This is a genomic window from Streptacidiphilus alkalitolerans (assembly GCF_042511045.1).
Taxonomy (GTDB): Bacteria; Actinomycetota; Actinomycetes; order Streptomycetales; family Streptomycetaceae; genus Streptacidiphilus; species Streptacidiphilus alkalitolerans.
This window is the reverse complement of the sequence record NZ_JBHEZX010000007.1, coordinates 39,140-61,906: the sequence shown is the minus strand read 5'-3', so window position 1 is coordinate 61,906 and position 22,767 is coordinate 39,140. Positions and strand designations below refer to the sequence as shown.

General features: G+C 72.5%; 23 protein-coding genes. 11 read left to right on the top strand and 12 right to left on the bottom strand.

What is annotated here, in order from left to right; all coding sequences use genetic code 11:
* Positions 1–2: 2 nt before the first annotated feature.
* Both ACEZDG_RS17580 and ACEZDG_RS17575 read right to left on the bottom strand, forming a co-directional pair.
* Positions 3–830, bottom strand: coding sequence for a GntR family transcriptional regulator (locus tag ACEZDG_RS17580; protein WP_380510021.1), 828 nt, complete (start codon positions 828–830; stop codon positions 3–5).
* Positions 831–886: 56 nt separating this feature from the next.
* On the bottom strand, positions 887–1,372 hold the full coding sequence (locus ACEZDG_RS17575) for a hypothetical protein (RefSeq protein WP_380510018.1): 486 nt from the start codon (positions 1,370–1,372) through the stop codon (positions 887–889).
* Positions 1,373–1,544: 172 nt separating this feature from the next.
* Between ACEZDG_RS17575 and ACEZDG_RS17570 the strand changes: the two genes are divergently transcribed.
* From ACEZDG_RS17570 to ACEZDG_RS17560, 3 genes are all read left to right on the top strand, one after another.
* Positions 1,545–2,108 (top strand): COG4315 family predicted lipoprotein, encoded by a 564-nt coding sequence (locus ACEZDG_RS17570; RefSeq protein ID WP_380510015.1) that lies wholly within the window; start codon positions 1,545–1,547, stop codon positions 2,106–2,108.
* A gap of 90 nt (positions 2,109–2,198) precedes the next feature.
* Positions 2,199–4,040 (top strand): glycoside hydrolase family 15 protein, encoded by a 1,842-nt coding sequence (locus tag ACEZDG_RS17565; RefSeq protein WP_380510954.1) that lies wholly within the window; start codon positions 2,199–2,201, stop codon positions 4,038–4,040.
* A gap of 35 nt (positions 4,041–4,075) precedes the next feature.
* Entirely contained in the window at positions 4,076–4,861 is a 786-nt protein-coding gene (locus ACEZDG_RS17560; RefSeq protein ID WP_380510012.1) for an SGNH/GDSL hydrolase family protein, read from the top strand.
* A 26-nt stretch (positions 4,862–4,887) separates the two neighbouring features.
* Here ACEZDG_RS17560 and ACEZDG_RS17555 read toward each other — a convergent pair whose 3' ends face one another.
* Together ACEZDG_RS17555 and ACEZDG_RS17550 are read right to left on the bottom strand one after the other, a co-directional pair.
* Positions 4,888–5,298 carry a VOC family protein gene (locus ACEZDG_RS17555; RefSeq protein WP_380510009.1) on the bottom strand — a complete coding sequence of 137 codons (411 nt, stop codon included), beginning with the start codon at positions 5,296–5,298 and terminating at the stop codon, positions 4,888–4,890.
* A gap of 10 nt (positions 5,299–5,308) precedes the next feature.
* Positions 5,309–5,734, bottom strand: a complete 426-nt coding sequence (locus tag ACEZDG_RS17550; RefSeq protein WP_380510005.1) for a helix-turn-helix transcriptional regulator — start codon at positions 5,732–5,734, stop codon at positions 5,309–5,311.
* Between the two features lie 121 nt (positions 5,735–5,855).
* Here ACEZDG_RS17550 and ACEZDG_RS17545 point away from each other — a divergent pair, with 121 nt between their 5' ends.
* A complete protein-coding gene (locus ACEZDG_RS17545; protein WP_380510002.1) occupies positions 5,856–7,166 on the top strand; it encodes a GNAT family N-acetyltransferase in 1,311 nt (436 codons plus the stop codon).
* Here ACEZDG_RS17545 and glmS read toward each other — a convergent pair whose 3' ends face one another.
* The 3 genes from glmS to lnt all read right to left on the bottom strand — a co-directional run bounded on the left by glmS (position 7,167) and on the right by lnt (position 11,030).
* The gene (gene glmS, locus ACEZDG_RS17540) at positions 7,167–8,993 is read right to left on the bottom strand and encodes a glutamine--fructose-6-phosphate transaminase (isomerizing) (protein WP_380509999.1); all 1,827 of its coding nucleotides are present in this window, start codon (positions 8,991–8,993) and stop codon (positions 7,167–7,169) included.
* A 47-nt stretch (positions 8,994–9,040) separates the two neighbouring features.
* The gene (locus ACEZDG_RS17535) at positions 9,041–9,304 is read right to left on the bottom strand and encodes a hypothetical protein (protein WP_380509996.1); all 264 of its coding nucleotides are present in this window, start codon (positions 9,302–9,304) and stop codon (positions 9,041–9,043) included.
* A gap of 88 nt (positions 9,305–9,392) precedes the next feature.
* Positions 9,393–11,030, bottom strand: a complete 1,638-nt coding sequence (gene lnt, locus ACEZDG_RS17530; RefSeq protein ID WP_380509993.1) for an apolipoprotein N-acyltransferase — start codon at positions 11,028–11,030, stop codon at positions 9,393–9,395.
* A 171-nt stretch (positions 11,031–11,201) separates the two neighbouring features.
* Between lnt and ACEZDG_RS17525 the strand changes: the two genes are divergently transcribed.
* Entirely contained in the window at positions 11,202–11,450 is a 249-nt protein-coding gene (locus tag ACEZDG_RS17525; protein ID WP_380509990.1) for a hypothetical protein, read from the top strand.
* A 36-nt stretch (positions 11,451–11,486) separates the two neighbouring features.
* Here ACEZDG_RS17525 and ACEZDG_RS17520 read toward each other — a convergent pair whose 3' ends face one another.
* Together ACEZDG_RS17520 and ACEZDG_RS17515 are read right to left on the bottom strand one after the other, a co-directional pair.
* The gene (locus ACEZDG_RS17520; protein ID WP_380509987.1) at positions 11,487–12,470 is read right to left on the bottom strand and encodes a phospholipase D-like domain-containing protein; all 984 of its coding nucleotides are present in this window, start codon (positions 12,468–12,470) and stop codon (positions 11,487–11,489) included.
* 120 nt (positions 12,471–12,590) lie between these two features.
* Complete coding sequence (locus ACEZDG_RS17515; protein ID WP_380509984.1) at positions 12,591–13,544, bottom strand: SDR family oxidoreductase; 954 nt, start codon at positions 13,542–13,544, stop codon at positions 12,591–12,593.
* Between the two features lie 155 nt (positions 13,545–13,699).
* Between ACEZDG_RS17515 and ACEZDG_RS17510 the strand changes: the two genes are divergently transcribed.
* A complete protein-coding gene (locus ACEZDG_RS17510; RefSeq protein ID WP_380509981.1) occupies positions 13,700–15,127 on the top strand; it encodes a pyridoxal phosphate-dependent decarboxylase family protein in 1,428 nt (475 codons plus the stop codon).
* Between the two features lie 19 nt (positions 15,128–15,146).
* On the opposite strand, the gene ACEZDG_RS17505 is transcribed toward ACEZDG_RS17510, so the two are convergent.
* Positions 15,147–15,560: an organic hydroperoxide resistance protein gene (locus ACEZDG_RS17505; RefSeq protein ID WP_380509978.1), complete on the bottom strand. Its 414-nt coding sequence runs from the start codon at positions 15,558–15,560 to the stop codon at positions 15,147–15,149.
* Positions 15,561–15,674: 114 nt separating this feature from the next.
* Between ACEZDG_RS17505 and ACEZDG_RS17500 the strand changes: the two genes are divergently transcribed.
* From ACEZDG_RS17500 to ACEZDG_RS17490, 3 genes are all read left to right on the top strand, one after another.
* Positions 15,675–16,151 (top strand): MarR family winged helix-turn-helix transcriptional regulator, encoded by a 477-nt coding sequence (locus ACEZDG_RS17500; protein WP_380509976.1) that lies wholly within the window; start codon positions 15,675–15,677, stop codon positions 16,149–16,151.
* A gap of 63 nt (positions 16,152–16,214) precedes the next feature.
* Positions 16,215–16,457: a DUF5302 domain-containing protein gene (locus tag ACEZDG_RS17495; RefSeq protein ID WP_380509973.1), complete on the top strand. Its 243-nt coding sequence runs from the start codon at positions 16,215–16,217 to the stop codon at positions 16,455–16,457.
* Positions 16,458–16,668: 211 nt separating this feature from the next.
* Positions 16,669–18,330: a VWA domain-containing protein gene (locus tag ACEZDG_RS17490; protein WP_415860280.1), complete on the top strand. Its 1,662-nt coding sequence runs from the start codon at positions 16,669–16,671 to the stop codon at positions 18,328–18,330.
* Between the two features lie 42 nt (positions 18,331–18,372).
* Here the strand turns inward: ACEZDG_RS17490 and ACEZDG_RS17485 are convergent, their stop codons facing one another.
* Entirely contained in the window at positions 18,373–19,719 is a 1,347-nt protein-coding gene (locus ACEZDG_RS17485; protein WP_380509967.1) for an aminotransferase class I/II-fold pyridoxal phosphate-dependent enzyme, read from the bottom strand.
* 77 nt (positions 19,720–19,796) lie between these two features.
* Between ACEZDG_RS17485 and ACEZDG_RS17480 the strand changes: the two genes are divergently transcribed.
* Positions 19,797–20,504 carry an FMN-binding negative transcriptional regulator gene (locus tag ACEZDG_RS17480; protein ID WP_380509964.1) on the top strand — a complete coding sequence of 236 codons (708 nt, stop codon included), beginning with the start codon at positions 19,797–19,799 and terminating at the stop codon, positions 20,502–20,504.
* Between the two features lie 175 nt (positions 20,505–20,679).
* On the top strand, positions 20,680–22,101 hold the full coding sequence (locus ACEZDG_RS17475; RefSeq protein ID WP_380510951.1) for a sugar porter family MFS transporter: 1,422 nt from the start codon (positions 20,680–20,682) through the stop codon (positions 22,099–22,101).
* A 79-nt stretch (positions 22,102–22,180) separates the two neighbouring features.
* On the opposite strand, the gene ACEZDG_RS17470 is transcribed toward ACEZDG_RS17475, so the two are convergent.
* Entirely contained in the window at positions 22,181–22,729 is a 549-nt protein-coding gene (locus ACEZDG_RS17470) for an NUDIX hydrolase (RefSeq protein WP_380509961.1), read from the bottom strand.
* Positions 22,730–22,767: the final 38 nt, after the last annotated feature.

Sequence of the window (22,767 nt, the reverse complement as noted above, 5' to 3'; positions counted from 1 at the left end):
TGTCAGGCCCGGCCGGTCCAGTACGGGTCGGCCACCAGGGTGTCCGCGCCGGGAACGGTGGAGGCCGCCGACCAGGAGCCGCCGAGCACCCGTCCGTTGTCGGGCCGGGCGGCCAGCGAGAGCTGGGTGAAGATCCGGTAGCGGTCGCCCCGGTAGACGGAGCGGGTGAACTCCACCACCCGGCCGTCCGCGTCCCTGGTCTCCCGTTCGAACAGCAGCGCAGGGACGTGCACGGGCACACCCAGCAGTTCCGCCTCGGTCTCGTCGACCACCGTGGGTTCGATGATCTGCGAGGCGTCGGTGAGCAGGATGCCGAAGCGGTGGCCGAGGAGCTGGTAGAAGGAGTGCTGCTCCAGGTCGTGCGCGGTCAGCCCCGGCACCAGGGCCTGCGGGACGTGCAGGGTCTCCACCGACATGGGGACGCCGTCCACGATCCGCAGCCGGGTGATCCGCAGCACCGGCTCGCCCGGGGACACCCGCAGCCGCCGGCCGATCCTCGGACCGGCGTTGGTGCTGCGGAAGTCGACCGTGCGGCTGGTCCACACCCCGTCCACCCCGCCGACGCCGAGGGTGTGGTCGGTGGCCTGGGCGAGGTGCTGGGCGACCTTGGCCTTGGCGACGAACACGCCGCGGCCGTGCTCACGGACCAGCAGTCCGTCCCGCACCAGGTCGTCCACCACCGAGCGCAGGGTGGGACGGGACACCCCGAGCTCCTCGCACAGCTGCCGTTCACCGGGGATCGCCGCACCCACCCGGGTCTCCTCGACCAGGTCGAGCAGATGCTCCCGGATCCGTTCCCGCTTCCGTCCCCGACTCTCCGTACCGGCCATGTCTGGATACTGGCCCAGCACCTGTCAACTGGTCAATGAGTGGTCAGTATTTTTTCTCAGTACCCGGCCTCGTGGTAAGCGACCGTGCCGACCGCGAGCATCCCCCGCTCCGCCGCCCGGGCCAGCGCCTGCCCCAGCGGCAGCGGACCGGCGGACCCGGACCGCTCGCGGGCCAGCCCCAGGTCGTCGCCCACGAACACCACGATGTCGTCGTCGTAGCGGGCCGCGGTGCGCCACCCGTGCGGCAGCTGCAGGGTGGCCGAGGGCAGGAACGGCTCGCGGTGCTCCGGACTGGTCAACGAGAGCCGCCCGGACCGCAGTTCGGCGCTCCACCCCTCGGCGGTGGGCACCTCCAGGCTGTCGCCGGTATTGGCCAGGTACAGCCCGGCCGCCAGCGCCGCGGCGACGAACACCGTGGTGGGTTCACCGCCCTGCTCCACCACCACGCTCCGGCGCGGATCCTCCAGCATCAGATACGCGTACGGCTGGCCCGCGTGCGGGATCAGCCCCGCCCGTGCGAGCACTTCGGTGGTCTCCGCCATGCCCAGATCCTGCCCACTCGTCCCCGTCCGCACCAGTCGGCACGGCACCGGCCGGCCGTGAACCCCCGGCGGACCGACCGCGTACTGGGAAGTGCGGACCCGCTTCCCGCGGGTCGGCCCCTCTGCCGCAGCACATCCGGCGCAGCGGCGATTCCAACGGAAGAAGTCCGCCATGAAGCGTGTCCTCGCAGCAACCGCCGGCGCCGCCGCCCTGGTGGCCCTGGCCGCGGGATGCTCCAGCACCTCGGGATCCAGCAGCGCGTCCTCGTCCGCTCCCGCACCGGCGACGAGCAGCGCGCCGGCCGCCGCCTCGGGCTCGGCCGCCGCGCTCAAGGTCGCCGACTCGGCCGACGGGCAGATCCTGGTCGACGGCTCCGGCCGGACCCTGTACCTCTTCCAGGCCGACACCGGCACGACCTCCACCTGCAACGGCGCCTGCGCGGTCGCCTGGCCGCCGGACACCACCACCGGCACGCCCAGCGCCACCGGGCTCACCGCCTCGTCCGTCGGCGAGAGCACCAGGGCCGACAAGTCGACGCAGGTCACCTATGGCGGCCACCCGCTGTACTACTTCTCGCACGACACCGCGGCCGGCGACATCAACGGCCAGGGCCTCACCGCCTTCGGCGGCACCTGGTACCTGGTCGGCCCCGGCGGCAGCGCGATCACCAGCACCGCCGCCACCACCCCGGCCGCCCCGGCCCCGACCACCTCCGGCTACAGCAGCGGCTACTGACGCCCCGTCGAGGTCAGGTCCGCCGCCGCTCCGAATGCCGTCCCGGGCCGGTCGACCTAGCCTGGAGGCCCGGGCGACGAGAGGATCATGATGGACGGCTATCCGCCGATCGCGGACCACGGCCTGGTCGGCGACCTGCAGACCGCGGCGCTGATCTCCACCGAAGGCGTACTGGACTGGTGGTGCACCCCGCGCTTCGACTCCCCGAGCATCTTCGCGGCCCTGCTGGACCGGGAGCGGGGCGGCGAGTGCCGGCTGTCCGTCGACGACCCGAACGCCACCGTCCGCCAGATCTACCTCCCCGACACGGCGATCCTGGTCACCCGCTTCATGACCCCGGACGGGGTCGGCGAGGTCATCGACTTCATGCCGGTGGACGATCCGCACACCGCCGGCGACCGGCACACCGTGGTCCGCGCGGCGCGCGTGGTCCGCGGCAGCCTGCGCTTCACCCTCAGCTGCCGGCCCCGCTTCGACTACGGCCGCGCCCCGCACACGCTGGAGCTGGAGGGCGACACCGCGGTCTTCCGCGGCCCCGGCACCGACCTGCACGTCCAGGCCGCCGCGCCGATCGAGCTCGGCCGGGACGACGCCGCCGGCGACCACGCCGACCTGGTGGCCGTCTTCACCCTGGAGGCGGGCCAGACCGCCGGCATCACCCTCACCTCCTGCGACGCCGACGGCGCGGCCCCGGCGGCCTTCACCGCCGAGGCGGCGCGGGCGGCCTTCGAGGCGACCCGGGACTTCTGGCACGACTGGATCAAGCGCTGCCGCTACCGGGGCCGCTGGCAGCAGATGGTGCACCGTTCGGCGATCACCCTCAAGCTGCTCACCTACGCGCCCACCGGCGCGCCGATCGCCGCCGCCACCATGGGCCTGCCCGAGCAGGTCGGCGGGGAGCGCAACTGGGACTACCGCTACACCTGGATCCGCGACGCCTCACTGTCGGTCCGGGCCCTGGTCGACCTCGGCTTCACCGAGGAGGCCGACGCCTACCGCCGCTGGCTCGGCGACCGGCTGCGGGACGGCGGAGCCCCGTCCGGCGAGCCGCTGCAGATCATGTACCGGGTCGACGGCGACCCGCACCTGGGCGAGGAGGTCCTGGACCACCTGGAGGGCTACCGGGGCTCGGCCCCGGTCCGGGTCGGAAACGGCGCCGCCGACCAGCTCCAGCTCGACATCTACGGCGAGGCCGCGTACGCCCTGGCGCAGGCCGCCGGGCCGGCCGAGCTCCCCGGCTACCGCGGCTGGCACGCCCTGGCCGGCCTGCTGGACTGGCTCTCCGACCACTGGGACCGCCCCGACGAGGGCATCTGGGAGACCCGCGGGGGCCGCCAGGACTTCACCTACAGCCGGCTGATGTGCTGGGTCGCCTTCGACCGCGGCATCCGGATCGCCCAGCGGTCCTCCCGCCCCGCCGACCTCCCCCGCTGGACCGCGGCCCGCGACGCCATCCTGGTCCAGGTGATGGAACGCGGCTGGAGCGAGAAGCGCCAGGCGTTCGTGCAGCACTACGACACCGACGTGCTGGACGCCTCGCTGCTGCTGATGCCGCTGGTCGGCTTCCTGTCGCCGAAGGACCCGGACTGGCTGTCGACCCTGGACGCGATGGACCAGGAACTCGTCTCCGACAGCCTGGTCTACCGCTACAACCCCGCCGCCTCCCCGGACGGGCTGCGCGGCTCCGAGGGCACCTTCAACCTGTGCAGCTTCCTCTACGTCGACGCCCTGGCCCGGGCCGGCCGGCTGGACCCGGCCCGCTACGCCTTCGACAAGATGCTCACCTACGCCAACCATGTCGGCCTCTTCGCCGAGGAGATCGGCCCCTCCGGCGAGCAGCTCGGCAACTTCCCCCAGGCCTTCACCCACCTGGCGCTGATCAGCGCCGCCATCGCCCTGGACGAGGCCCTGGACCAGGACGAGGCCCGGTGAGACCGCTCGGGGCGAGGCTCTAGGATCGTTGCACTATGAACCAGATCCCACCCTTCCGCAGCATGGTCGCGCTCGGCGACTCGTTCACCGAGGGCATGTGCGACACGGTCCTCCCGGACGGCCACTACCGCGGCTGGGCGGACCGGGTCGCCGAGCGGCTGGCCGCGGCGGCCGGGGGTGAGTTCCGCTACGCCAACCTCGCCGTCCGCGGGAAGCTGATCGGCCAGATCGCCGACGAGCAGGGCGACGCCGCCGTCGCGCTGGGCGGCGAGCTGGTCACCCTGGCCGGCGGGCTCAACGACGTGATGCGCCCCGGCTGCGACATCGCCCAGGTGGAACGCACCCTGGGCGCGCTCGCGGAACGGCTGGCCGCCGACGCGCGGCGGCTCGTGCTGTTCTACAGCGTGGACCCCAGCCGCCGGATGCGGAGCAGTGGCCGGATCATGCCGCAGATCCTGCGGATGCAGCGCTTCGTCGGCGAGTTGGCCGGGCGCCACGACAACATCACCGTGGTCGACCTCTTCCACGTCCCCGCCTTCGACGACCCCCGGATGTGGGCCGAGGACCGGCTGCACTTCTCCGCCGAGGGCCACCGCCGGGTCGCCGAGGCCGTGCTGCAGGGCCTCGGCCATCCGGCCGCCTTCGACTGGCGCGAGCCGCTGCCGCCGGCCGCGCCGGTCCCCCGGGCGACCAAGCTGCGCGAGGACCTGCGCTGGCTCCGGCTGCACGTCTGGCCCTGGCTGCTGCGCCGCATCACCGGCCGGTCCTCCGGCGACAACCGCCCGGCCAAGCGCCCCGCCCTGGAGCGCTACCCCGCCTGAGCCGCGGGCCGCACAGGCCTCAGGCCTCAGGCCTTGGGCGCCTGCGAGATCTTCACCATGTTGCCCGAGGGGTCCCGGAACGAGCAGTCGCGCGGGCCCCAGGGCTGGTCCGTCGGCTCCTGCAGCACCTCGGCGCCGGAGGCCCGGACCCGCTCGAAGGTGGCGTCGAGGTCGTCGGTGCTGAACACGGTCATCGGCAGCACGCCCTTGACCAGCAGTTCCTGCAGCACATCGCCGTCGGCCCCGGACCGCCCCGCGTGCGGCTCGGAGAGCACCAGCTCCGGGCCCGGCTCGGCCGAGTGGCCCAGGGTGACCCAGCGGAACCTGCCCGAGGCGACGTCGTTGAGCACCTCGAAGCCGAGCCCGTCGCGGTAGAAGGCGAGCGACTCGTCCAGGTCGTTGACGGTGATGTGGCAGTACTGGAGCGAAATGGTCATGCGGCCAACGCTAGACGGCGCCGAGGCCGTCCGCTCCCCGGTTCCGGATCGGCCGGGTGCGGACCTTGGCCACGCAGCTGGGCATCGCCCGCACCGCCGGGTGCTCCTGGGCCCGGTAGGCGCTCGGGGTCATCCCCACCAGCTCGGTGAAGCGCGAGCTGAACGAGCCGAGCGAGGTGCAGCCGACCTCCATGCAGGCGTCGGTGACGCTCATACCCGCGCGCAGCAGCGCCATCGCCCGCTCGACCCGCCGGGTCATCAGGTAGCTGTAGGGGGTCTCGCCGTAGGCGGCCCGGAACTCGCGGGAGAAGTGCCCGGGCGACATCAGCGCGTGCCGGGCCATGGCCGGGACGTCGAGCGGGCGCGCGTACTCACGGTCGACCAGATCCCGCGCCCGGCGCAGGTGCGCGAGGTTGGCAAGGCGTTGCTCGTCCATGGAACGACGGTAGCACCGTAACCGGAATCCGAAATTACGGACAAAACCTCACCAAAGAGTCTTAACGTTCTGGTCATGATCCGTTTGTGGACGTGAAACACCGCTTAGGCAGGATGCTTCCATGGACGAACTGACGAACCGTAAGCACAACTGGCGTCGCGACACCGTGGAGCTCTCCGCCGTCTTCCTCGCCGTCGCCCTGGCCGATCTGATCGCCAACGTGGTGGTGCACGGTCACGACGGTCCGGTGCTCCTGGTGGCCTCGGCGCTGGCGCTGATGGCCACGGCCGCCTGGCACAGCTGGTGGAAGCACCGCCATCCCGACGCCCCGCCGGGGCCCGCCCCCGGCGACATCACCTCCGCCGCGGTCCCCGGCGAGGAGCAGGCGCTGTGGCGGATCAGGGCGACCGTGCCCGACGCCCCGGGCAGCCTGGCCGGGCTCTGCCGGGCACTGGCCGACCTGCCGGTCAATGTCATCTCCATGCAGGCGCACCCGCTGGCCGAGGAGACCGTCGACGAGTTCGTGGTGCAGGCGAGCGCCGACACCGCCGCCCAGGAGATCACCCGGGCCGTGGTCGAGGCCGGCGGCACCGAGGTCTGGCTGGAGCGCGCCGACGCCCACGACCTGGTGGACGTGCCGACCAGGATCCTCAACCTGGCCACCCGCACCGCCCTGGACGCCGCCGAACTGCCGCTCGCGCTGCGCCAGCTGTTCGGCCGCTGCAGCATCAGGTCGCTGCCCGCCGAGATCGAGGAGGACGACCTGGACGGCAGCACCATGCGGCTGCGCGACCCGTCCGGCGGGGTGCTGGTGGTCACCAGGGACGAGCCGCCGTTCACCCCGACCGAGTTCGCCCGGGCCCGGGCCCTGATCGAGCTGGACGCCCAGCTCGGACCGCGCGTCCCGGACACCCGCGACCTGCTCACCCTGGCCCCCGGGCGGGGCAGCGGGCTGAGCGAGCTCACCGTCCGCCGGGCCGACCCGTCCGACCGGCCCGCGGCCGTGGCGCTGCACGACCGCTGCAGCACCGCGACCCTGCGCCGCCGTTACCACGGTCCGACCGCCGACAGCGACCGCTACCTCGGCCACCTGCTGGAGCCCCGGTTCGGCCAGACCCTGGCCGCGGAGACGCCGGACGGCGACCTCGTCGCGCTCGCCCACCTGATGTGGGACGACGACAGCGCCGAGGTCGCCGTGCTGGTCGAGGACGCCTGGCAGCGCCGGGGCCTGGGCTCCGAGCTGGTGCGCCGGCTGGTGGAGCTGGCGGCGGACGCCGGGATCGGCCAGGTCTACGCGGTCACCACCGCGTCCAACAGCGGCATGATCGCGACCCTGCGCCGACTCGGCGTCCCGCTGGACTACCAGGTGGAGGACGGCACCCTGGTGATCACCGCCCACCTCACCATGGAGACCGCCGCCACCCGCCGCTGACTACTCGACGGTGACGCTCTTCGCCAGGTTGCGCGGCTTGTCGACGTCCCGCTCCAGCGCCACCGCCGCGTAGTAGGCGAACAGCTGGAGCGGGATGCCGAGCAGGATCGGGTCCAGCTCCGGCTCGTTCTTCGGGACCAGGATGCAGTCCTCGGCCAGCTTGGGGTCGGGCGCGGTGTGACCGACCATCAGCACCGGGCCGCTGCGGGCCCGGATCTCGCCCATCGCGGTGAGGTTCTTGTCCCGCAGCTCGTCGTCCGGGACGATCGCCACGGTCGGCAGGTCCGGGCCGATCAGCGCCAGCGGACCGTGCTTGAGCTCGCTGGCCGGGTAGGCCTCCGCGTGGACGTAGGAGACCTCCTTGAGCTTCTGGGCGCCCTCCCGGGCCACCGGGTAGCCGCGCACCCGGCCGATGAACATCATCCCCTCGTGGCCCGAGTACTTGGCCGCGAGGTCGGCGATCACCTTCTCCTGCTCCAGGATCTGCCGGATCTGGTCCGGGATCGCCTTCAGCCCGGCGCAGATCCGCCGGCCGTCGGCCGGGGACAGGTCGTGCACCCGGCCCAGGTGCAGCGCGATCAGCGCGAAGGCGATCGCGGTGGAGGTGAACGCCTTGGTGGAGGCGACCGAGATCTCCGGGCCCGCGTGCAGGTACATCCCGCCGTCGCACTCGCGGGCGATGGCGCTGCCCACGGTGTTGACCACGCCGAGCACCTTGCCGCCCTTGCGCTTGATCTCCTGGACCGCGGCCAGGGTGTCGTAGGTCTCGCCGGACTGGCTGACCGCGATGTAGAGGGTGTCCGCCTCGATCACCGGGTTGCGGTAGCGGAACTCCGAGGCCGGCTCGGCGTGGGCGGGGATCCGGGCCAGCTCCTCGATCAGCTGGGCGCCCAGCTCGCCGGAGTAGTAGGCCGAGCCGCAGCCGAGGATCTTCACCCGGCGGAAGGCGCGGGCCTCCCTGGCGTCCATGTTGAGGCCGCCCAGGTGCGCGGTGGAGAAGCGCTGGTCGATCCGGCCGCTGAGGGTGCGCTCGACCGAGGTCGGCTGCTCGTGGATCTCCTTGACCAGGAAGTGGGCGTGGCCCGCGGTGTCGTAGGAGGCCTCCTCCCAGTCCACCGTGGAGGGCTGCTTCGCGGTGGCGCGGGCGTCCTCCTGGGTGAAGGTGTTGAAGCCGTCGGCGCGGACCGTGGCCAGCTCGCCGTCGTCCAGGTGCACCACCTGGCGGGTGTAGCGGACCAGGGCGGCGACGTCGGAGGCGGCGAACATCTCCTTCTCGCCGATGCCGAGCACGATCGGGCTGCCGTTGCGGGCCACCACGATCCGGTCCGGCTGGTCGGCGTCGATGACGGCGATGCCGTAGGTGCCGACGATGCGCTTGAGGGCGGCCCGCACGGCGTCCTCGAGGTCCACGCCCTCGGTGGCCAGACCCGCGATCAGGTGCGACAGCACCTCGGTGTCGGTCTCGGACTGGAACACGCAGCCCTCGGCCTGCAGCTTGGCGCGCAGCTCGTCGGCGTTCTCGATGATCCCGTTGTGGACCACCGCGATCCGCTCGGCGCCGTCCAGGTGCGGGTGCGAGTTGGCGTCGCTGGGCACGCCGTGGGTGGCCCAGCGGGTGTGGCCGATGCCGGCCTTGCCGGTGAAGCGCGCGGGAACGAGGGCGGCCAGCTCGGCCACCCGGCCCTTGCTCTTGCGCACCTTGAGGCCGCCCTTGGCGGCGACGGCGACACCGGCGGAGTCGTACCCCCGGTACTCCAGCCGCTGCAGGCCCTCCAGCAGGATGGGCGCGGCGTCCCTGGGACCGATATAGGCGACGATGCCACACATACGGGGCTCCTTCTTTGAGGGTGGAGGAGGAGTGAGCGGAGATCCGGTCAGCCGTAGATCAGCCGACGCAGTTGGCGGGCCGACAGCTCGGGCGCTCGCACGCGCCGTTGCCGCAGCTCCGCCGCGATCCGTTCGAAACAGCGGTCGTTGGTCAGTCCGCGGGCCTGCAGCTCGGTGTGGCGGCGGCGCACGTACTCGTCGGTGCTCTCCGCGAAGTACGCGAGCACGTCGGCGACGACGCGGGCCGCCTCATTGGGGCCGAGCGCGGTGGTCCGCGCCAGGTGGTCGAGGAGGTCCTCGTAACTGGACACGAGGGAAGACCTTACGCAGATCTACCCACGAAACCAATATTCCTGCCCGAAATCGGGCAGGAAACCTCGCAGACGAGTGATTCGCCCCTCAACTGCTGCGGCGCCGACGTGCCACCAGCAGCGCGCCGAGGCCGGTGACGGCCAGCAGCAGGCAGCACAGCGAGGGCAGCCAGTTGCCCCAGCGGTCGTAGAGGGTGTCGCCGGTCGCCAGCGGCATCCGGTAGGTGGTGGTGCCCCGGTCGTCGGTGCCCATCTGCACCCCGACCGGCCGCCCGTGCGGGTCGTAGGCGGTACTGACGCCGGTCAGCGTCGCCTGGACCACCGGACGGCCGGTCTCGGCGGCCCGGAACGCGGCCAGCGAGGCGTGCTGCTCGGGCGCGGCGGTGTCCTGGAAGCTGGAGGTGGACGACTGGATCACCACCAGCTGCGCCCCCTTCCGCACCAGCGCCCGGCTCATGTCCGGGAAGGCCGACTCGAAGCAGACCAGCGGCCCGATCCGCAGCGTCCGGCCGCCCGGCTCGGGCACCGTCATCACCACCGGGGTGTCGCCCCGGCGCCGGTCCACCGCGGCGGCCTTGGAGAACGAGGTGATCCAGCCCAGCAGCGGGCGCATCGGGATGTACTCGCCGAACGGGACCAGCCGGATCTTGTCGTAGCGCTGCCCGGTCAGCCCCTGCGGGTCGACCAGCACCGAGCTCTTGTAGATCGCCCCGTTGGGCCGGGCCGCGTCCACATTGACCAGCAGGTCCGCGCCGGTCCGCGAGGAGAGCCCGGCCAGCTGCGCGACCAGGTCGGGACGGGTCGCCAGGTCGTAGCCAAGGCTGCTCTCGCCCCAGACCACCAGGTCAGGACGGGTGCCGATGAGGCCCCTGGTGAGCTGCTCGCCGCGGGCGGTGCGCTCGTCCAGGGTGGCCGTCCCGCCCGGCTGCACCACCGCGATCGCGGCGGTTCCCCCGGTCAGCCGCGGCTGCGGGGCCCAGGCCAGGGCGGCCAGGGTGCCGCCCGCCAGCGCGGCGACGGTGCCGTAGGCGATCACCGAGCGGCCCCAGGCGGCGATCAGCACCACCAGCGCGGTGTTGACCACCACGATGACCAGGCTGTCCAGCCACACCCCGCCGACCGAGGCCAGCACCAGCGCCGCGTGCTGCTGGTACTGGCTCGCCCCGAGCAGCCCCCACGGGCCGCCGAGGTACTGCCAGGACCGGATCGTCTCGATCGCCAGCCAGCCGCAGGGCACCAGGACCACCGCGGCGGCGGCCCGGCCGGCGTCGGGACGGCCCCGGAGCAGCCGCCAGACCAGCCAGCCCCAGGGCGCCCAGAACGCGCCGAGCAGCCCGGCCAGCACCAGGATCGCCACGCTCAGGGTGGGGATCAGCCAGCTCATCACCCCGACCAGGAAGCCGAGCCCGCCCCACCAGCCCAGCACCATCGCCCGCCGCGCGGTCGGCGCGGCGCGCAGCACCAGCATCAGCGGCACCAGGCAGACATAGGCGAACCACCACCAGCCGACGGTGGGGAAGACCAGCACCGGCAGCGCCCCGGTCGCGGCGGCGAGCAGCGGCATCGCCGCGCGCCGGGCGAAGCGGTCCAGCCGTCCGGAGCCGTCTCCGGCACCGGTCGGGGCCGGCCCGGCCGGGCTCGGGTCGCTCCGGGCCGGGCCGGTCGGGGCGCCGTCCGGGCCCGGGTCCGCGTGCCCCGGTTCGGCCTCCGCGATCCGATCACCCATCGGGCCCCTCCCGGCGACAAAGCTCACGTTCCGTCCTCTCCGTGACAACCAACCCAGTCTCGGCGCATTCCCGCTGCTCAGCATCGCGAACCCGGCAATCGTCGCAGAAGCCGCCCCGGTCCTGTTCCCTCCGGTGCGCCACTGGGGCACCCTGGAGGCTGGGAGGCTGACATGACGTCACGTCCGAAACGGCAGGGAAGAGCCGACAAGGCGTCCCGGAGAGCACGCCAGGTGGTGAACGCCCTGGGCGCCCCGCTGCGCTTCGTGGTGCGCCGAGGGCCCTTCCGGTCCGCCTGGGGCGGCCGGGACGACCTGGGCGGCGGCGACTGGCGTCCGCCCACCGCGGGCGACCGCGAACCCCGCCGCCCGAGGCCAGGACCCCCGGCGGACGCGATCGCCCTCCCGGTACCGCGCGACTGACCGCCCCCGTGGCGGTCAGTCGGTCAGGCCGCCGGATCAGGCCGCCGTGCCGCCCGCGTAGTCGCTGGCGAAGGCGTTCTCGACCACCGACTCCACCCCGGTGTCGGTGAGGATGATGCCCAGCTCGCGGTTGTTGCTGAGCGAGTTGCTGGTGATGTTCATCGACCCGGCCTCGACCTTCGCGGTGGACAGCCCGTAGTCCGCGACCATCGCCTTGGCGTGGATGTAGTAGCCGGTGCTGGAGGAGTAGCCGCGGACGGTGCCCCCGGCCGCCTTCACCTTGGAGACCTCGCTGGAGTAGTCGCCGGGGGTCTCCAGCACCACCCGGACCTTCACCCCGGCCTGGGCCCTGGCCACGATCGCGTTGACCACGGTGGTGTCGCTGAACTCCTCCTCCTCGACGTCCAGGGTCCTGGTCGCGCCGTTGATCACGGTGAGCAGCCGGCTCCGCGAGTCGGTCGGGGACCACAGCAGGTCGGTGGCGTCGCTCGGGGTGACCGCGGTGTGCGCGTAGTCGGCGGCGAAGACCTTCTCGATCGCCGCGACGTCGGCGGCGTTGGAGTCGAAGACCCCGTAGTCGCGGCTGGTCGAGTAGTACTTGGCGGTGAGGTTGCCGGTGAGGATCAGCGACTCGGCGCCGTCGACGGTGATGGTCTTCTGGTGGGTGTAGACGTACGAGGTCGAGGAGTAGACCACGCCGACGCCCGCCGCCTTGAGCGTGGAGTAGGCGGAGGCGTTGGTGGAGGTCTCCTGGCGGTCCAGGATCACCCGCACCGTGACGCCGGCCTTCTCCCTGGCCACCAGGTCGGCGACCGCCGTGCTGTCGCTGAGCTCGTACATGGTCATGTCGAGGGTGCTGGTCGCCGAGTTGATGAAGCTGTAGATGGTCGGCTCGGTGCTGCCGAGCGCGAAGGCGAACGCCGAGTAGCTGCCCGCGGCGTGGGCGGGGACGGTGGTGCCGAACACAGCGGCGCCCACGCCGAGGGCGATCCCGGCGCGACGTATGGAGGTACGGATCATCGGTGTCTCCCAGGACACTTGATTGATCGTCAGGCCCGCTGGACTGACTCGGCACCCAGCAGACCACGCGCGTAGAACCGACGGGAAGGCCCCTGCGGTTAACTTGGCATGTCCATCTCTCTACGCGCGTATTACTGTGTCTTCGCCGTAGTGCCGGTGCAGTTCGTTGGCGTACTGGAGCCCCAGTTCCGGCCCGTGCTCGGCGAGCCAGCCGCTGAGCGCGGTGGACCCGGTGGCCGGCGCCTCGGAGTCGGCCAGCCCCGACGCCATCGCCCGGTACTCGTCCCCGGTGAGCAGCACGTCGCGCAGCGCCAGGCCGAGGCCCCGGGCCAGCAGCGGCAGGGCCGGCCCCGGCACCCGGACGATCCGGGACCGGCTGCCGACGGCCGAGCGGACGCCCCGCACCAGCTCCAGGAAGGTCGGCCGCTCCGGCCCGACCGCGTCCACCACCAGGTTGCCGCGCTCGCGGCCGTGCGCCGCGCACAGCCGGGCCAGGTCGTCGACGTGGATCGCCCGGACCCGGTAGTCGCCGCGCCCGCCGACCCCGAACACCGGCAGCCGCCGCAGCAGCCAGGCGATGTTGTTGATCAGCACGTCGTCCCCGCCGAACAGCACCGCGGGCCGCAGCACCGAGTACGGCACCCCGCTCTCCTCGAGGTACTGCTCGACCAGCGCCTTGCCGCGGAAGTACGGCATCGGCGAGTCGGGGCTCGGGTGGGTGATGCTGACGTGCACGATCCGGCGGATCCCGGCCTCGCGCGCCGCCCGGAACAGGATCCGCGAGTTGGCCACCGCGAGCCCGTGGTCGGTGCCGCCGTGGGCGAAGCGGACCCAGTAGGTGTTGTAGAGCGTGGTCGCCCCGGACATCGCGCGCACCAGCGCCTCGGGGTCGTCGAAGACGAGGGCGTGGGCGGTGATCGGCGATCCGGCCGGAGCCCGGTCCGGGTGCCCGGTGAGGGTGCGGACCTCGCGCCCGGCGGCGGTGAGCGCCGCGGCGACGGCCCGCCCGGAGTAGCTGAACGCACCGGTGACGACATCGGTCCCGCTGTCGTCCGCCGCCAGGTCTGACGCCATGTCTGCTCCTCCGAAGTTTGAGCGAGAGTTTTGAGCGACTGTTTTGAGCGAGTGTTTTAAGCGCTCGCTCAAAGTAGGGCCCGGCGCGCCGCCCGTCAACGGTTCGGACCGGACGGGTCGCGGCCCGCGGAGGCCCTCCCCGTACGATCGTGCCCATGAACGACTTCCGTACGGCGGGGCACGCCGCCGTGGACCTACTGGCCGACTACCTGGGGAAACTCCCCGAGGGGCCGGTCTGGCAGGCCATGGATCCCGCCGCCCGCGAGCGGCTGCTGACCCTCCCGCTGCCGAAGGACGGGCGCGGCCTGGACGAACTGGTCGCGGACATCGGCACCGAGGTACTGCCCTATCCGATGGGCAACGGGCACCCGCGCTTCTTCGGCTGGGTGAACGCCGCCCCGGCCCCGGCCGGGGTCCTGGCCACGCTGGCCGCCGCCGCGATGAACCCCAGCTCGGCCGGCGGCGACCACGCCGATGTGCACCTGGAGCGCACAGTGGTGCGCTGGATCGCCGAACTGGCCGGATTCCCGCACCCGCCCGGCGCCGGGCTGCTCACCTCGGGCGCGTCCATGGCGACCATCGTGGCCCTCGGCTCGGCCCGCAACCGGGCCGCCCGGCTGCTGGGCGTGGACGTCCGCGAGGAGGGCGTGGCCGCGCTGCCGCCGCTGGTCGGCTATGTCAGCGCGGAGACCCACTCCTGCGTCCGCAAGGCCGCCGAGCTGCTGGGCCTCGGCGGGCGGAACCTGCGCGCCGTGCGCACCGACGCCGCGGGCCACCTGGACCCGGCCGCGCTGCGGGCGCAGGTGGCCGCCGACCGCGCGGCCGGGCTGCACCCCTTCCTCGCCGTCGCCTCGGCCGGGACGGTGAACACCGGCGCGGTGGACGACATCGCCGCCATCGCCGACGTCTGCGCGGACGAGGGCCTCTGGCTGCACGTGGACGGCGCGTACGGGGCCTTCGGCCTGCTCGACCCGCTCTCCGCGCACCGCTACGCCGGTCTGGACCGGGCCGACTCGCTGGCCCTCGACCCGCACAAGTGGCTGGGCGTCCCGGTCGACTGCGGCTGCGTCCTGGTCCGCGACCCGGCGGAGCTGCGCGGCAGCTTCAGCCTGGTCCCCTCCTACCTGCGGGACGAGAACGCGGGCGGCCTCGGCTGGTTCTCCGAGTACGGCATCGAGCAGACCCGCCCGTTCCGCTCGCTCAAGGTCTGGGCCACCATCGCCGCCTCCGGCCGCGACGGCATCGCCCGCGACGTGGCGCACTGCACCGCGATGGCCCGCCGGCTCGGCGAACTCGTGGACGCCGCAACGGATCTGGAGCTGCTGGCCCCGGTCGAGACCTCCATCACCGCCTTCCGCTACGCCGCCGAGGGCGTGTCGGAGGAACTGCTGAACCGGGTCAACCAGGCGCTGCCGGTGGCGATCCAGCAGCGTGGCCGCACCTTCGCCACCGGCACGGTGCTGGACGGCCGGGAGGCGCTGCGCGCCTGCCTGATCAACCCCGCCGTCGCGGAGGACGACCTGGCCGTACTGGTCGAGGAGGCCCGCACCGTGGGCGCGGACCTCCTGTCGAACCAAGCCTGACGGCCCCTCACTCGCCTGACTACTCGACGACGAGCTCGACCGGGATGTTGCCGCGGGTCGCGTTGGAGTACGGGCAGACCTGGTGCGCCTGCTCGACCAGCGCGCGCCCCGCGTCGCCCTGCAGCGCCTCGGGGAGCTCGACCCGCAGCACGACCGCCAGGCCGAACCCGCCCTCGCCGTTGCTGCCGATGCTGACCTCCGCCGTCACCGAGGCCTCGCTGGTGTCGACCTTCGCCTGCCGGCCGACCAGGCCGAGGGCGCTGGCGAAGCAGGCGGCGTAGCCGGCCGCGAACAGCTGCTCGGGGTTGGTGCCCTTGCCGTCGCCGCCCAGCGCCGGCGGCATCGCCAGGGTGAGGTCGAGCTGCCCGTCCGAGCTGACCGCGCGACCCTCGCGTCCATTGGCAGTGGCGGCGGCGGTGTAGATGGCGTCCATGACTGTCTCCTCGTTCCTGGCCCGGCTCGTTCCTGACCCGGCTCCGTGCTGCTCTTCCGGGTTCAATAACAGCACACAATTCAGTTGTGCACAACTAGATAGTATCCTTGAAGCATGTCGCAGCCACAGCCCACCGCCACCGAGGACCTCCTCCGTCTGGAGCACCAGGTCTGCTTCGCCCTGCACAGCGCCTCCCGGGCCTTCGGCGGCGTCTACCGCGAAGCCCTGCGCGACGTGGAGCTCACCTATCCCCAGTACCTGGCCATGCTCACCCTCTGGGAGCACGGCGAACTGCCGGTCAAGCGCATGGGCGAGCTGCTGCGCCTGGACTCCGGCACCCTCTCCCCGCTGCTGAAGCGGCTGGAAGCGGCCGGGCTGGTCCAGCGCACCCGGAACCCGGAGGACGAACGCTCCGTCATCGTCCGGTTGACGTCGGCGGGATCCGCGCTGCGCGAACGGGCCCAGCAGGTGCCCAGGACCATCGCCGCCAGCGTCGGCCTGGACCTCGACGAACTCCAGTCGCTGCACGGAATGCTCGGCCGGCTGACCGAGCACCTCGACGCCTCGGTGGGCTCCGCCGCCGCGGAATGATCAAACCTGTCGTCCGTTCACGTGCCAGACTGTGCCTGCACTCGACCGATACAGGAGGCCCCCATGGCTGATGACGCAGTGGCCGACAGCGCGACCGGCGCCGCAACCGCACCGGAGGAGTCGGCAGAGGTCGCGGCGGAAAGCCCGGCGGAGGATGTGAAGCGCAAGTTCCGCGAGGCACTCGCCCGCAAGAGCGGCCAGAGCGCGGACGCGGCTGCCGCGGGCGGCTCCGGTGAGTCGTCCAAGATCCACGGCACCCACGGCAAGTCCGGTGGGCAGCGCGACTTCCGGCGCAAGAGCGGCTGACCGAAAACCGACGGCAGGCAGCAGCCGCACAGCACAGGACGGGCGGTGGGCCGGGACGGCCGCCGCCCGTCCTGCTGTCATGGCCCGGTCCGGACAGCGGCCCCGGCCTGGTGATCCTGTTCCGCGAGTATTCCCCAGGACTTCCCGGAGCTCCGCAGAAAGCGGCAGGATGTGCAGCATGACCACGATGCCCAAAGGCTCAAACCTACCGGTGCCGACGACCGCCCTGCACGCGGTGGTGAGCTGGCGCAACGACGGGCGGGTGCCCGATGTCGACGTGTCCGCGCTGCTGCTCGCAGCCTCGGGCAAAGTCCGCTCGGATGCCGACTTCGTCTTCTACAACCAGCCGAACCACGCCTCCGGCTCGGTGCGCCACGAGGGCAAGCGGGTCCAGGCCGGCGAGACCATGGACGCCGTCCTGGTCGACCTCGGCCGGATCGAACCGGCGGTCGAACGCATTGTGGTCGGCGCCTCGGCCGACGGCGGGACCTTCGGCCAGGTGCCCGGGCTGCGGCTCCGGGTGCTGACCCAGGACGGCGCGGCGGTGGCCGAGTTCGACATCGACGGCGCGAGCAGCGAGACCGCGTTCCTGTTCGGCGAGTTCTACCGCCGGGCCGGCGAGTGGAAGTTCCGCGCGGTCGGCCAGGGCTACGACTCCGGGCTGGAGGGCCTGGCCACCGACTTCGGCATCTCGGTGGAGGGCGACGACGCCGCCCCGGCCCAGCCGCAGGCCCCCGCGCAGGCCGCGCCGCAACAGCCGCAGCAGCCCGCGCCGCAGCAGGGCTTCGGCCCGCCGCCGGCCGGGTTCGGGCCCCCGCCGCCGGTCTACGGCTCCCCGGTGCCGACGGCCAACCCGCAGTACCAGCAGTACTCCCAGCCCCAGTACGCGCAGCCCACCCAGGCGGTCCAGGTCCCGCCGTCCTACTCGGCCGCTCCGCCGCCCCCGCCCGGGCCGGCCCCGGCCGCCCCGCTCTACGGCGCGCCCGCCCCCGGCGCGGCGCCCGCGGGCCCCGGCGGGATCAGCCTGAAGAAGCAGAAGCTGATCAACCTGGAGAAGCAGCTCGCCGACCGCGGCGACCGCAACCTGCTCGACCTCACCAAGCGCGCCGCCGTCACCCTGGAGAAGCGCGGCCTCGGCGAGCACACGGCGCGGGTCGCGCTCTGCCTCGACATCTCGGCGTCCATGTCCATGCTGTACCGCTCCGGCAAGGTCCAGGCGCTGGTGGAGCGGGTGCTCGCGCTCGGCCTCCGCTTCGACGACAACGCCGAGGTGGACGTCTTCCTCTTCGGCCGCGAAGGCCACGAGGCCGGCAGCGTCGGCCTGAACAGCTACCAGGGCTGGACCGACCAGATGCTGCAGCGCTGGCGGCTGGAGGGCGGCACCGACTACGCCGCCGCCATGCACCTGATCCGCAAGGAGTACTTCGGCTCCGGCGGCAAGCGCAAGAAGCCGCACTCGGACCGCCAGCCGGTCTATGTGATGTTTGTGACGGACGGTCACACCACCAGTGAGCAGGCGACCAGGGACCATGTGATGTCGTCCAGCTACGAGCCGCTGTTCTGGCAGTTCATGGGCATCGGCCGCTCCTCCAAGTCGGTGGACGCCCCGGTCGCGGCGCAGGCCCCGCCGCCCGACCTCAAGCAGTCGCGCTTCGCCCGCCGGATGGCGAGCATGACCGCCAACTGGGGCGACGGCACCTTCCGCTTCCTGGAGGAGCTGGACGACATGCCCGGCCGCTTCCTCGACAACGCCGACTTCTTCTGCGTCCAGGACCCGGCCAACCTGGGGGACGAGCAGCTGTTCGAGCTGATGATGGGCGCCTACCCGACCTGGCTGCAGCAGGCCCACGCCCAGGGCCTGATCACCCAGTAGCCGGACGGCTCACACCCCCGGCCGGCGTTGTCCGGCCGGGGCTCACACCCCTCGGACGTCGCCGCCCCGCGTACGCAGCACCGCGGCGACGTCCTCGGCCAGCAGCGGCAGGTCCGCCGCGGCCAGCCGGGACACCGTCAGCCGGATCCCGGGCGGCGAGGACAGCCGGAACCGCGAGCCCGCCGCCACCCCCCAGCCGCGCTGCAGCAGCCCGGCCACCGCGACGGTCTCGTCCGGCACCGGGATCCAGACGTTGAGCCCGCTGCGCCCGTGGCCGACCACCCCGCGCGCGGCCAGCTCCGCCAGCAGCCCGTCCCGTCTGGCCCGGTACGAGGCCGCCGCCGGGGCGGTGTCCTCGGCCGTCCACAGCGCCGCGACCGTGCGCTGCAGCAGGTGGCTGACCCAGCCCGCGCCCAGCCGCTGACGGCCTTTCACCCGTTCGACGGTCTCGGCATCGCCGGTGAACACCGCGACCCGCAGGTCGGGGCCCAGCGACTTGGCCGCGGAGCGGACCACCGCCCAGGCCGCCGTGCTGGTCCCGCCGCCGGGCCCGGCGCAGAGCGGATGGATCGGCAGGTCGACGATGCCGTGCCCGTGGTCGTCCTCCACCAGCAGCACCCCGGGATGCGCGGCGAGCAGCCCGCGCAGCACCGCGGCCCGTTCCGCGCCGACCGAGGCCCCGGTGGGGTTCTGCGCCCGGCTGGTGACCACCGCGGCGCGCACCCCGTCCGCCAGCGCCCGGGCCAGCTCGGCCGGGACCGGTCCTTCGTCGTCCACGGCGACCGGCACGGCCTTGAGCCCGAGCGCGGGCAGCAGGTCCAGCAGGCTGCCCCAGCCCGGATCCTCGACCGCCACCGAGTCGCCGGGGCGCAGCCGGGCCAGGAAGATCCGCTCGATCGCGTCCAGCGAGCCCGAGGCCACTCCGACCGGCCCGGCCGGCACCCCGTCCGCGCGGAAGGCGGCCTCGGCGAGGTCGCGCAGCCGGGGGTCGACGGCCGGTCCCCCGTACATCACCGGGCCGGTGGCGTGCGCCTGCGCGGCCTCCAGCGCCGCCCGCTCCAGACCGGGCAGCAGGGCGGTGTCCGGGTTGCCGTCGGCGAGGTTGCGGGCGCCGTCGGGGAGGACCAGCCGCAACTGGTCCCGCGAGGTCAGCGAGGGCCTGGCGCGGACCCTGCTGCCGCGTCGGCCCGCGGTCTCGATCACGCCGCGGTCGCGCAGCAGCCGGTAGGCGGCGGCGACGGTATTGGGGTTGACGCCCAGTTCGGCGGCGAGGTCGCGGAGCGGGGGCAGCGCAGCCCCCGGCGCCAGCTCACCGGCGCCCACGGCCTGTTCGACGTCGGCGGCGATCTCTGTGGCACGGCGTCCGCGGATCCGATATTCTCCTAGCACAAAAGACACTATGCACTAGTGCATTGATCCTGTCGAATGCCTGCTACCTGCCGCATGCGCGAGGACGTGACACCACCATGCTGATCCATCCCTGGGACCGAGGCGCCGACGACGAATGGCGCCACTGGCTGGCCCGGCGCGACTTCGGCCTGCTCGCCGCCAACGGGCCGGACGGCGCCGCGCCCGTCCTGGTCCCCACCCACTTCCTCTTCGACGATTCGGACCAGGACTCCGACGAGGTCCTGCTGCACCTGGCCCGCCCCAACCCGGTCTGGGCCGCGATCGAGGCGAACCCCCGGCTCACCCTGGCCGTCACCGACGACTACGCCTTCGTCCCCGGCCCCTGGCGCGCCCCCGACGGCACCCCGCCCGAGGAGGGCGTCCCGACCAGCTACTACGCCTCGGTCCACCTGGTCTGCTGCGCCACCGTGGTCGACGACCCGGCGGAGAAGGCCGCCCTGCTCGACCGTCAGGTCCGCCGCTTCCAGCCGGACACCGCGCACCGGCCGATCGTCCCCGGCCAGGCGCCGTTCGGCCGGATGCTGTCGGGCATCCGCGGGCTGCGGCTGCAGATCACCGAGGTGCTGCCCAAGTTCAAGTACGACGACAAGAAGCCGGTCGAGCTGCAGACCGAGGTCGCCGAGCGGCTGCGCGAACGCGACCGCCCCCGCGACCCCGGCGCCCGCACCCAGCTGCTCCGCCGCAGGGACGCGCGCGGCGACGCGGGCGGGGACGCGTCCGGTGCCGACGGCGGTGCCGCGGCTACCACACCCGTCGCATACTGACGCGACGTCACCACGAGTGCGCTGGGCCGTCCGGGGCAGGCTCCCACCCGGACGGCCCAGGGCACGGCCCTGCCACCGCCCCCGTCCGGACCAGTGTTCATACGCTGGTCCGACGGTCCAACAAGTTCCGGGCAACGGCCACCACCGCGGTCCACCGCACCACCGGGAGCCTCCACTGACCAGCACAGCGACGACACCGCAGCCCAGTGCCTCCGGGGAGGGCAGTCTCGGCCACGTCATCTTCATCGCTGCGGCCGCGGCGATGGGTGGATTCCTCTTCGGCTACGACAGTTCCGTGATCAGCGGTGCCGTCACCGGTATCCAGAAGCACTTCGACGTCGGCAGCGGCGAGACCGCGCTGGTCGTCTCCTCGGCCCTGCTCGGCTCCGCCGTCGGCGCGATGGGCGCCGGCTGGCTGGCCGACCGGATCGGCCGGATCAAGGTCATGAAGATCGCGGCCGTGCTCTTCGCCATCAGCGGCGTCGGATCCATGTTCCCGCCCAACATCTTCGTCCTCGGCGTCTGGCGCGTCATCGGCGGCGTCGCCATCGGCATGGCCTCGGTGATCGCCCCCGCCTACATCGCCGAGGTCGCGCCCCCGGCCATCCGCGGACGGCTGGCCTCGTTCCAGCAGGCCGCGATCGTCCTCGGCATCTTCATCTCCCAGCTCGTCAACTACGCCCTCAACGAGGGCGCGGGCGGCAACCCCAACGACCCGATCGCCGGCATCCAGGCGTGGCAGTGGATGCTGGGCGTGGAGACCATCCCGGCACTGATCTACTTCCTGATGTCCTACGCGATCCCCGAGTCCCCCCGCTTCCTGATCTCCATCGGCAGGATCGACCGGGCCAAGCAGGTGCTGCGCGACGTCGAAGGCCCGGAGAGCGATCCGGCCGCCCGGGTCGCGGAGATCCAGGGCGTCATGGCCAGCGAGCACAAGTCCAGCCTGCGCGACCTGCTGGGCGGCCGGGCCGGCCTGAAGACGATCGTCTGGATCGGCATCGGCGCCTCGGTGTTCCAGCAGTTCGTCGGCATCAACGTGATCTTCTACTACTCCTCGCTGCTGTGGCAGTCGGTCGGCATCAACGCCAGCAACTCGCTGCTGATCAGCGTGTCGACCTCACTGGTCAACATCATCGGCACGGTCATCGCCATCGCCCTGGTCGACCGCATCGGCCGCCGCCCGCTCGCCCTGGCCGGCTCGGCCGGCATGGCCGTCGCCCTCGGCACCGCCGCCTGGGCCTTCTCCTACCGCCACGGCACCGGCGACACGGCCACCCTGCCCAACCTGCAGGCCACCGTGGCCCTGGTCGCCGCCCACATCTTCGTCCTCTGCTTCGCCTTCTCCTGGGGCGTGGTGGTCTGGGTCCTGCTCGGCGAGATGTTCCCCAACAAGATCCGCGCCCTCGCCCTCTCCGTCGCCGCCTGCGCCCAGTGGATCGCCAACTGGGCCATCACCGTCAGCTTCCCGTCCCTCTCCGACTGGAACCTCTCGGCGACCTACGTCATCTACGCCTGCTTCGCCCTTCTCTCCATCCCCTTCGTCTATTTCTTCATCAAGGAGACCAAGGGCCGAACCCTGGAATCCATGGGCTGACGAATCCACTGGTCAGCAGCGGTGCCCGGCCTCAGCCGAGGCCCGGCACCGCAGCTGGCCCGGTAGCGGTGCGGACAGGTCAGCCGACCGGGCGGCACCGCAGCTGGTGCAGCATCAGCAGCGCTGCCACGGCATTCGCCGACCGTACGTGTCCGCCGGCGACCAGGTCGGGCACGTCGGCCAACGGCACCCACTCGCGCCGCTCGGACTCGAAGTCGTCCTCCGGGTGCCCGACGTACTCGGCGCTCTCGGACCAGTAGACGTGGTGCAGGGCATCGGACAGGCCGTTCGACGGCTCGACGGTCAGCAGGTGCTTCAGCGGGCCCGGTCGCCACCCGGTCTCCTCCAGCATCTCCCTGGCCGCAGCCTCCTCCAGGGACTCGCCCCGCTCGACCTCGACGACGCCGGCGGCGAGTTCCCAGCCCCACGTGTCGGTGATGAACCGGTGCCGCCACAGCAGCAGCACCTCGTCAGCCTCGTTCACGGCCGTGCACAGGGCGACCGGGCGCAGACGCATCAGGTAGTGGTCGAGGTGGCGCCCATCGGGGAGTTCGACATCGGCGAGGTTGATCCGCAGCCACGGGTTCGAATAGACCTCGTGCTCGCCGAGGTTCTTCCATACCGACATGCCGTTGCCCCGCTTCGCTCGACCCAGGTGGTGCGGCC

Bases quoted from the DNA above. Each gene is read 5' to 3' on its own strand.
- glmS (WP_380509999.1), bottom strand. From the start codon at position 8,993: ATGTGTGGCATCGTCGCCTATATCGGTCCCAGGGACGCCGCGCCCATC.
- ACEZDG_RS17570 (WP_380510015.1), top strand. From the start codon at position 1,545: ATGAAGCGTGTCCTCGCAGCAACCGCCGGCGCCGCCGCCCTGGTGGCC.
- ACEZDG_RS17575 (WP_380510018.1), bottom strand. From the start codon at position 1,372: ATGGCGGAGACCACCGAAGTGCTCGCACGGGCGGGGCTGATCCCGCAC.
- ACEZDG_RS17560 (WP_380510012.1), top strand. From the start codon at position 4,076: ATGAACCAGATCCCACCCTTCCGCAGCATGGTCGCGCTCGGCGACTCG.
- ACEZDG_RS17515 (WP_380509984.1), bottom strand. From the start codon at position 13,544: ATGGCGTCAGACCTGGCGGCGGACGACAGCGGGACCGATGTCGTCACC.
- ACEZDG_RS17505 (WP_380509978.1), bottom strand. From the start codon at position 15,560: ATGGACGCCATCTACACCGCCGCCGCCACTGCCAATGGACGCGAGGGT.
- ACEZDG_RS17550 (WP_380510005.1), bottom strand. From the start codon at position 5,734: ATGGACGAGCAACGCCTTGCCAACCTCGCGCACCTGCGCCGGGCGCGG.
- ACEZDG_RS17580 (WP_380510021.1), bottom strand. From the start codon at position 830: ATGGCCGGTACGGAGAGTCGGGGACGGAAGCGGGAACGGATCCGGGAG.
- ACEZDG_RS17520 (WP_380509987.1), bottom strand. From the start codon at position 12,470: ATGATCCGTACCTCCATACGTCGCGCCGGGATCGCCCTCGGCGTGGGC.
- ACEZDG_RS17495 (WP_380509973.1), top strand. From the start codon at position 16,215: ATGGCTGATGACGCAGTGGCCGACAGCGCGACCGGCGCCGCAACCGCA.
- ACEZDG_RS17510 (WP_380509981.1), top strand. From the start codon at position 13,700: ATGAACGACTTCCGTACGGCGGGGCACGCCGCCGTGGACCTACTGGCC.
- ACEZDG_RS17565 (WP_380510954.1), top strand. From the start codon at position 2,199: ATGGACGGCTATCCGCCGATCGCGGACCACGGCCTGGTCGGCGACCTG.
- ACEZDG_RS17525 (WP_380509990.1), top strand. From the start codon at position 11,202: ATGACGTCACGTCCGAAACGGCAGGGAAGAGCCGACAAGGCGTCCCGG.
- ACEZDG_RS17470 (WP_380509961.1), bottom strand. From the start codon at position 22,729: ATGTCGGTATGGAAGAACCTCGGCGAGCACGAGGTCTATTCGAACCCG.
- ACEZDG_RS17555 (WP_380510009.1), bottom strand. From the start codon at position 5,298: ATGACCATTTCGCTCCAGTACTGCCACATCACCGTCAACGACCTGGAC.
- lnt (WP_380509993.1), bottom strand. From the start codon at position 11,030: ATGGGTGATCGGATCGCGGAGGCCGAACCGGGGCACGCGGACCCGGGC.
- ACEZDG_RS17480 (WP_380509964.1), top strand. From the start codon at position 19,797: ATGCTGATCCATCCCTGGGACCGAGGCGCCGACGACGAATGGCGCCAC.
- ACEZDG_RS17545 (WP_380510002.1), top strand. From the start codon at position 5,856: ATGGACGAACTGACGAACCGTAAGCACAACTGGCGTCGCGACACCGTG.
- ACEZDG_RS17500 (WP_380509976.1), top strand. From the start codon at position 15,675: ATGTCGCAGCCACAGCCCACCGCCACCGAGGACCTCCTCCGTCTGGAG.